The 7,170-nt window shown below is 61.4% G+C and carries 8 protein-coding genes; 3 read left to right on the plus strand and 5 right to left on the minus strand.

Going from position 1 to position 7,170, the window contains the following annotated elements:
* Together KBY78_RS14575 and KBY78_RS14580 are read right to left on the minus strand one after the other, a co-directional pair.
* Nucleotides 1–296, minus strand: a 296-nt coding sequence (locus KBY78_RS14575; protein WP_255144228.1) for a hypothetical protein, incomplete at its 3' end; no start/stop codon positions are given.
* Nucleotides 297–299: 3 nt separating this feature from the next.
* Complete coding sequence (locus KBY78_RS14580; RefSeq protein WP_255144229.1) at nucleotides 300–812, minus strand: hypothetical protein; 513 nt, start codon at nucleotides 810–812, stop codon at nucleotides 300–302.
* A 4-nt stretch (nucleotides 813–816) separates the two neighbouring features.
* Between KBY78_RS14580 and KBY78_RS14585 the strand changes: the two genes are divergently transcribed.
* The gene (locus tag KBY78_RS14585; protein ID WP_255144230.1) at nucleotides 817–1,683 is read left to right on the plus strand and encodes a DUF429 domain-containing protein; all 867 of its coding nucleotides are present in this window, start codon (nucleotides 817–819) and stop codon (nucleotides 1,681–1,683) included.
* On the opposite strand, the gene KBY78_RS14590 is transcribed toward KBY78_RS14585, so the two are convergent.
* A complete protein-coding gene (locus KBY78_RS14590; RefSeq protein ID WP_255144231.1) occupies nucleotides 1,680–3,113 on the minus strand; it encodes a DUF4055 domain-containing protein in 1,434 nt (477 codons plus the stop codon). The genes KBY78_RS14585 and KBY78_RS14590 overlap by 4 nt on opposite strands.
* Before the next feature lie 331 nt (nucleotides 3,114–3,444).
* On the opposite strand from KBY78_RS14590, the gene KBY78_RS14595 reads away from it, so the two are divergent.
* Both KBY78_RS14595 and KBY78_RS14600 read left to right on the plus strand, forming a co-directional pair.
* Nucleotides 3,445–5,124 carry a DUF4435 domain-containing protein gene (locus KBY78_RS14595; RefSeq protein ID WP_255144233.1) on the plus strand — a complete coding sequence of 560 codons (1,680 nt, stop codon included), beginning with the start codon at nucleotides 3,445–3,447 and terminating at the stop codon, nucleotides 5,122–5,124.
* 128 nt (nucleotides 5,125–5,252) lie between these two features.
* A complete protein-coding gene (locus tag KBY78_RS14600; RefSeq protein WP_255144234.1) occupies nucleotides 5,253–5,804 on the plus strand; it encodes a hypothetical protein in 552 nt (183 codons plus the stop codon).
* A 56-nt stretch (nucleotides 5,805–5,860) separates the two neighbouring features.
* On the opposite strand, the gene KBY78_RS14605 is transcribed toward KBY78_RS14600, so the two are convergent.
* Complete coding sequence (locus tag KBY78_RS14605; RefSeq protein WP_255144235.1) at nucleotides 5,861–6,418, minus strand: sigma-70 family RNA polymerase sigma factor; 558 nt, start codon at nucleotides 6,416–6,418, stop codon at nucleotides 5,861–5,863.
* A gap of 33 nt (nucleotides 6,419–6,451) precedes the next feature.
* A partial coding sequence (gene terL / locus KBY78_RS14610; protein WP_255144236.1) for a phage terminase large subunit occupies nucleotides 6,452–7,170 on the minus strand: 719 nt, incomplete at its 5' end.

The raw sequence follows: 7,170 nt of genomic DNA on the forward strand, positions 1-7,170 counted from the left end.
AGCCAGAGGGCACCGGGGTTGGGCGGCAGGCGGGCGCTGCGGCAGAGGGTGCCGTTGTAGGTGAAGTCACCGGTGTCCACTCCCGGGCCGTTCTCCTTGGCGGAGATGTAGTTGGCGCGCTCGAGGAGGCACTCGAGCACGTGGCTGGCCACCACCGCGGAGCTGGTGTCGCCAGGGATGGCGTTTTCGGCCGGCAGCAGGCGGGCATTGGCGAAGGGCTGCAGGGGGGTGGGGCCCCACAGAGCTGCATTGCGCTGGTGCTGGCTTCTGGTGAGGCGCGGGCTGATCATTGCCATCGCTCAACCCCGCAGCAGAGCCGTGCTGCCCAGCGTCCCGGCGGCGGCAGCTCTGAGCTGAACCCAGCTGGCCAACGCTGGCAGGAGCAGCAGGAGCTGCTCGCAGTAGCGTCGTCGCTGGCTGAGCAGGGCCGCCGAGCTGGAGTGGGGATTGGCGTAGACGGTTTCGCTCTCCTGGCGCAACAGAGCGGTGTCGTAGGCGATCACATCCGCCTTCTGCAGCGGCGCATCGCCCGCCGCCGCCACTGAGCCGGCAATCGGACCAGAGAGGCTCTGCTTTTCGATCGCCTGCTCCTGCTCGGGGCCGGCCTCCAGCAGTTGCTGATCGATCAGGTCCACTGCATCGAGCAGGGCGCGGGCGCTGAGCACGCCGGCGGGGTGGTGGCGCTCCAGATCCGCCATCGCCCGGCTGATGCCATCGAGGCATGGCACCGTGGCCGGTAGGGCCAATGCCTGGCGAATCGCCTCTTGATCGCCGGGTTGCCAGATTGCAGCCAGGGTTTGTGAATCCGGCACGGCGGTGGCGATCGAGAGGACAACTCCTGTTGCCGGGGCCCTGGTGCTGGGGATCGATGCGGCCTGGACGGCGCATCAGCCCAGTGGTGTGGCCCTGGTGCAGCAGCGCGGAGATGCATGGTCGTGTGTGGCCTTGGCTCCCAGCTACCAGAGCTTCATCAACCTGGCCCATGGCACCCCTGTGGACTGGGCGGCACGGCCGCAGGGCAGCAGGCCAGAGATCGATGCACTGCTGGACGCCGCTGAACGCCTTGGCGGTCGGCCGGTGAATCTGATCGCCTTCGACATGCCGCTTTCCACCGAGCCGATCGCCAAGCGACGTGCGGCTGATCGCGAGGTATCGCGGTTGTTCGGCAACCGGGGCTGCGCCGTCCATAGCCCAACAGCTCAGCGGCCTGGAGCCATCGCCGACAGGATCCGTCAGGAGCTGCAGAGCAGGGGTTACCCCCTGCACACCGCCACAGATTTCCATGGGCCTCGCGGGGTGATCGAGGTCTATCCCCATGTCGCCCTGCTGGCGCTGCTGCAGCGCGGCTACCGGGTTCCCTACAAGGTCAGCCGCTCGCTTCGGTACTGGAAGGCTGAGCCGTTGCCGGTTTCCGAGAGGATCCGCCGGCTGCTGGTGGAGTTCCGGCAGATCCGAGCCGTCCTGGATCAGCACATCGGGGCCATTGCCCTACCTCTGCCGGAGCCTGAGCAGGTCTCCGCACTGGCTGCTCTCAAGCCACTGGAAGACAGCCTCGATGGCCTGGTCTGCGCCTGGGTGGGGATGGAGCACCGACAGGGCCGCACGCGGGGCCTGGGCGATTCCATTGCCGCGATCTGGTGCCCTGAACAGGCCTTCCGCTCAGGGAAGGATTCGCCGGGTTAGTTGGGGGCTGGTGCCACACCGGCCAGATCCCCCAGCCACTGCTGCAGGGCGGCATCGCTGACGATCCCCCGCTCATGCAGCTGCAGCATCTCGGTCACCGTCGGCTGCGGTTTGGGCGCCGGTGCCAGCGGGCTGATCTCCACCACCAGGGCCTGTCCTTCCTTGGAAGGCAAAGGCTCGCCGGTGATGGCACACCAGTGCTGCAGCAGCGACGAGAACATCGAGGCCTTCTGGATCGCCTGGCTCTGCAGCAGCGCGTAGGCCTGCGAGGCCGCCATCGAGATCTCCGTTGCGGTGCGCGGTGCCCCCTGAGCGGCAGCGGGGATCAGGGCATCGCGGCGCATGCGCTGATCGAGCGACTCCACCCAGGCACGGTGCTCCGCCAACGAGCGGGCCTGGATCTCCACGAACTGGAAGCTGGCACCCTCCGGCAGGTCGATCACGGTGTTGGGACCCAGCACCACCGGTTCGCTGGGCTGGCCGGAGGCCATGGGGCCGGTCACACCGGTGCGGACGCCCACCGGCAGCGCTGTTCGGTAGAGCAGCTCCTGGTAGTCGCTCTGGCAGCGGAAGTGGTTGAGGTACTGGTGCGCCAGGCCCAGGTGCGGCAGTTCACCCTCGCCGAAGGCTGCGCCATGGCTGGCGTACCAGATGGCGGAGAGTTGACTGATGCCGCGGTAATGGCGCTGATCCAGGCGCTGCTTGCGCCAGCCCGAGGGCGCCTGGGGATCGGCCACCAGGGTCTCGGTGATCAAGGTCATGCCTGGCCCTCCGGGTTCCTGGGCATCGAGGCAGGCCGTCAGGTACTGCCAGCGATGGGGCGGTGGGTCCTTGGGCGGAGGTGTCTCTGTGTCCGGGGTGGTGGCATTGGGGCGCCGCTCGCGCCAGGTGATCGCATCCGGCAGCGCATGGTTGCCGGGAAGGTGCCAATGGAGAACATCTCCCCGCTCCAGCAGGAGCAGCCGCGGCAACGACAGCCGATCGCCATTGCGCAAGGCCTGCTGCCGGTCCCCCTCGCTGGGCCAGAGATGGGCCGGGGGGATCACACCCACTAGAGCCGCACCATCGCGCAGCACCAGCAGATCGGCAGCTTCCAGGAACACCCCCAGGTCGGTGCCGCAGCCATCCACATCGCTGATCACCGCCTGCAGCGAGGCCGGCAGTTCACGCCAGTGGCTGGAGGCCAGCATCCCCGCGAAGGTGCGCAGGGCATCACGGAAGAAACCCGAGGGCAGGGCCGCGTCGACCCGGCGTCGGTAGGCGGATTCAGGCTCGCGTTCGCCGCGGGGGAGGTAATGCTCCTTGCGGCCTGTCCCGGTGGGGCCGGCGAGCAGGTGCCAGCAGTCCTGCACCAGCTGTAGGCGGGGCAACAGGGCCTGCAGGGTGGGGTGGAGCGGCCAGGGGAGTGGATCCGGGGGGAGCTGGGACAAGCCCGATCAGCGGCTGTTGGCTATTGCCGGTGACGTCACTGAGCCACTGCTCCCGAACAGGGAGCAACAGGTCCAAGGGATCTTGGTCTGGGTGGTTCTCAGACCCGCGAACACCACCTACGGTTTGAGGAGGGCCAGCTGAAGACCACTGCAATCACAATCGGCTCACACCCGTTCAGCCCACGATCTGCAGTTGGTTATCGGAAAGAGATTTACCCTCCGGAGTGGTTCACGGAAACCACCGAAGAACAAGTTAGGCCCTACACTGCGACATTACTAGAACCCAGCAAAACCTTCCTTTCTATTGCGCCACACTGACGAAATGAGATCAATGACAGATTCGGAGATTACGCCAGTAGTGACTGAGCCGCAAACAAAGAAAGTTTCCTTTCCTCCTTCAGCATTACTGCCCGAGCAAAATACAGAAGTCAAGTGTCAGACTAGCATTGTAGTAGTAGGAGCAAATGGTTCTGGCAAAAGTCGCCTTGGGACGTGGCTTGAATTTAAAGGGCCTCAGAAAGAACGAGTCCATCGAATTGCTGCACAGCGTTCTTTGGTTTTTCCAGAGAACTCAAGCCCTATTGGGTTTGAAAAGGCTCGCGATAGCTTCTACTGGGCCCCACCTCCACCAAATTGGGATCGCGAGCAATATGAACGAGGTAAACCACAATTGAGGCTTCAGCATCGCTACGGCGGCTCGGTGTTAAACGCAGAGACAGCCCCATTAAGCGACTTTGAGGCCTTGGTTACTCTCCTCTTCTCAGAAAACTACACCGCATTGCTAAGCCATGAGGAGCAACAGAGAAAGAGTCAAGAGCTGATTCCGATGCCGGACACATTAATTCGAAAAGTGCAAGCACTGTGGGAGAATCTGTTACCAAGTCGGGCACTCATATTCAAAAGCAGCGAAGTTCAAGTTTCGCAGAGAGATCTTCCTGACGAGGTCTATTCTGCGCGAGCCATGAGCGACGGCGAGCGCGTTATATTTTACCTTATTGGTCAGTGCCTATGTGCACCAGATGATTCAATCATTGTTGTAGACGAGCCAGAAATACACCTCCACAAGGCAATTCAGAACTTGCTTTGGGATTCTCTAGAGAAGGCTCGCCCAGATTGCATTTATGTGTACCTAACCCACGATCTATCGTTTGCCGCAGATCGCATTGGCTCGACAAAGATATGCATCAGCGAGTTCAGAAACGCCGAGTTTAGCTGGTACGCAATACCTGATCAAAGAGAGATTCCTGAAGATGTCTTTTTAGAACTTCTCGGAAGCCGTAAGCCCGTGCTGTTCGTAGAGGGTACCAGCGGCTCTCATGATTCGGCTCTCTATCGCCACGCTTTTCCTGGCTTCACGGTAAAATCAGTGGGTAGTTGTAGTGCGGTGGTAAATGCCACTAAAGTCTTCAGGTCGCTTGAAGATATGCATCACATTAAGAGCTTTGGCATCGTTGACCGAGATTACCTTGAACAGGGGCAAATCGATGCCTATGAGCGTGCCGGTGTCTTTGTCCCTCTCGTCGCGGAGGTTGAAAACCTCTTTCTTGTTCCAGAGCTTGTCAAGGCTGTGTCTCAGCAACTAGCTATCGATCCAGAGAAGGCTTTCAATGATGTAAGTACATTTGTATTTGAGGAGTTTACGCGCTGGCTGCCAACTCATGCTATGGAATTGACCAAGTACCGAGTGTCTCTTGAGCTAGGCCGATTCAGCTCATGTAGTTCAGACATTGCTCACTTTTCCCAAGAGTTTAAAGTGTTTCAAGATAGAATTAATCCAGAAAACATTTACGCTGCAGCATTAGCGGAGGCTCAGGCTGCAATAAGTGCAGGGGACTATAGTCTTGCACTGCGGCTCTTCAACAAGAAAGACTTAGCGAAGAATCTGAGTCGCTTCTTTGGCATTACCAGGGGAACCTATGTCGAGAAGGTCCTGGAGATGGCCAAGCGTAATCTAGGATGTGTTCCGCAGCACCTACAGGACTACTTGCCAGATATTAATGCTTGCCTATGACTTTAGTTTCCGGTGAGGCCTAACATCCAGATACAGAAGACGGGAGCTGAGTGTGCCGCCTACGCTGGAGCAACTGCCCGCTTCTGATCTGGGGCGTTGGTAAAAGACAGGAATCAGAGGCATAGCCCATGAAGAAAGTGAACAAGGCTGGGGCATCCTGGTCAGACGTCAAGAGCAAGGTCACGAAGCTGGACGCACCTCAGCTGGTCAACCTGGTCGCAGACCTTTATCGGCTCTCCAAGGAGAATCAGGCCTTTCTTCATGCTCGGCTAGCGGTCGTTGAAGACCCGCAGGAATTCTACAAGAAAATTATCGACGAATGCATGTATCCGGATGTTCATAAGAACAAGCCCATCCAGATTGCAAAGGCCAAAAAAGCCATCAGTGACTACAGCAAGGCCGTCGGCGATGCATTGGGAGAAGCGGAGCTGATGACCTTCTTCGTGGAGCAAGGAAACGCCTTGACGATCGACTACGGCGATATCGACGAAGGATTTTACGCTGCTCTGAACCTGATGTATCGTCGTGCCCTCGACAAGGTTTGCAGCTTGCCCGACGCAAGCCAAGACGCGTTCAAAGTGAGATTGGAAGCGATTATGAGGTCTTCTGCTCATATTGGCTGGGGTTATCACGATGAGCTGCGCGCCGACTATTTCCGCGCCTTTCCAGAAGACAAGTAGTTGCGAACAAGGTGCTTGTTCCCACCAGCGTGGGCGCCTGCCACGCTGGTGCAGCGTTACCCCCCCGACTCCTCATCAGCGCTGACCGCCATCGCCACCACGCGAACGGCACAAGCCTGGCAGATCTCAGCCCAACGATCGATGGTGATGCTGAGCCTCTCCGCAATCTCGTGGGGTGCTGTTCCCTCCCGCAGCAACTTCTGCCCTCGCGCATGCAGCTCCCGCCAGCGCCCCGGCACCGAGATCAGGAATCCCTTGTCACGTAGGTAGTGGGTGATCTCACCGTTCACGTAGGGCCTGGCGTAGGCGATGAAGTGATTGGGGCTGCGGCCGGGACGCTGGTTGTCGTAGCGGCGTGAGGCCTTGATCAGACCGATCGCCGCCAGCTGCTCCAGGTCTTCCCTGGGGTGTCCTGTGCGGCGGGCGTAGTTGGCCGCCACTTTCGCCGCAAAGGGCAGGTGTTCCACCACCAGGGCATCCGTTTCGGCATGGGGTGAGCGCAACGCGCCGCGCCGTCTGCCTGGTGCTGTTTTGCCAGGCGCACCTCTCGGTGCGACGACCCTGGCGGTGGTCTGCTGGGGCCTGGGGCGGTGTGCTGCTGGGTGAGAGGGCATCGTCAGAGGTCGTATTGCTCGGGGTCTGGCCCCTCAGCGGGAGAACAGCAGCGGCCGGGGGGCGGCCCTGCCGCTGCCGCGCCAGTGCTGGGTCTGCAGCCAGATCACGCCCTGGCAGAAGGCATCCACGAGGTCGTCGTGGGCGGCATTGGGGAAGCCCAGCAGCTCGGTGATCAGGGCTTCGTTGCTGCTGCGGAAGGCCAGCTGGCCGGCCTCGAGCAGCGGGGCCACGGCATGGGCGCGGCTCACCTTGCTGCCTTGAGGCCGCACAGCGATCAGGCCGGGGATCTGGCGCCGGAGCAGCTGGCAGACGGCTGGGCCATTGGCGGCGTCCTCGATCAGCACCGCATCGGGACTCAGACCTTGGCCCAGCGATGCCAGGGTTTGGCTGAGGAACTTCACCACGCCCGGCAGATCGAGGCGGTGGTGCTGGCTCCAGAGCACCTCGATCCGGTGAGAGCAGCCCCCCTGTTGAATTGCTGGGGCCGTGGCCGCCACCGATGGCATGGGCTGCGACGGGGGCCGCACCCGGGCGGCAGTGGGGTGCAGGTGCTCACCCCTGGCCTTCGCCTGGGCGACGGGATGGCGGGAATCCGGGTCCGGCAGCAGACCCAGAAGGCAGAAGCCGCAGTAGTCGTTCTCCTGCCCGCCCTTGAAGCTCAGGTCGCAGCTGAGCACCACCGCCGCAAAGGGCCGCTGACCAGGCCGGCCGCCTGGACCGGGGGCAGGGGTGCCCGTGCAGGTGCGGATCC

The organism is Synechococcus sp. EJ6-Ellesmere, from assembly GCF_024345875.1.
In the GTDB taxonomy this organism is placed as follows: Bacteria; Cyanobacteriota; Cyanobacteriia; order PCC-6307; family Cyanobiaceae; genus Regnicoccus_A; species Regnicoccus_A antarcticus.

What these genes read in the sequence shown, in the direction of transcription:
- KBY78_RS14595 (WP_255144233.1), top strand. Translation starts at nt 3,445, where the DNA reads ATGACAGATTCGGAGATTACGCCAGTAGTGACTGAGCCGCAAACAAAG.
- KBY78_RS14600 (WP_255144234.1), top strand. Translation starts at nt 5,253, where the DNA reads ATGAAGAAAGTGAACAAGGCTGGGGCATCCTGGTCAGACGTCAAGAGC.
- KBY78_RS14605 (WP_255144235.1), bottom strand. Translation starts at nt 6,418, where the DNA reads ATGCCCTCTCACCCAGCAGCACACCGCCCCAGGCCCCAGCAGACCACC.